The organism is Vibrio sp. 378, assembly GCF_033339435.1.
The window spans coordinates 1-870 of the sequence record NZ_JAWOUO010000291.1; the positions used below are offsets into that span (position 1 = coordinate 1).

The following is an 870-nucleotide window of genomic DNA, read 5'->3' on the forward strand; positions in this document are numbered from 1 at the left end:
CTGTATCAGCCGCCGATCTATGTTCGCCATGAAGTGGTACATAACCGTTTTGTGGTTGAGGGGCTAAAGCAACGAGGCGCTATCTTCGTTGAAGAGCTACATGAAGTGCCTGACAACAACATCGTGATTTTCTCTGCTCATGGTGTATCGCAAGCGGTTCGCCAAGAAGCAAAACAGCGTGATCTGACGGTATTTGATGCAACCTGCCCATTGGTAACGAAAGTTCATATGGAAGTTGCGCGTGCAAGCCGCCGCAATATGGAAGTGGTTCTGATTGGTCATGCTGGTCACCCAGAAGTCGAAGGTACCATGGGTCAGTACTCAAGCGAAACTGGCGGCATGTACTTAGTGGAAACTCCTGCGGACGTTGAAAAACTAAAAGCGATCGTGAAAGATCCATCGGATCTGCACTATGTAAGCCAAACCACATTGTCTGTCGATGAAACCGCTGATGTGATTGAAGAGCTACGCCGCGTATTTCCTGACATCCAAGGTCCACGTAAAGACGATATTTGTTACGCAACACAAAACCGCCAAGATGCCGTGCGAGAGCTGGCTGGTGATGTGGATGTAATGGTGGTTGTGGGTTCTAAGAATTCTTCAAACTCTACTCGTCTTAAAGAGTTGGCTGAGAAACTTGGCACGCCTGGTTACTTGACTGATTGTCCTGAAGATATCAAGCCAGAGTGGTTTGAAGGCAAGACAAAAGTAGGTGTGACAGCGGGTGCTTCTGCGCCAGAAGAGTTGGTGAATCAGATTCTTGAGCGTATCAAAGAGCTAGTGGGTGCACGCTCAGTCGATGAAGTCTTAGGTCGAGAAGAAAACATGTTCTTCGAAGTACCAAAAGAGCTGCAAATCAAGCAAGTGGAC

General features: G+C 47.8%; 1 protein-coding gene. It reads left to right on the plus strand.

Annotated elements, in window-relative coordinates; all coding sequences use genetic code 11:
• Window positions 1–870 (plus strand): 4-hydroxy-3-methylbut-2-enyl diphosphate reductase (ispH, locus tag R7Q48_RS25775; protein WP_318133013.1); only part of this gene is annotated, 870 nt, incomplete at both ends.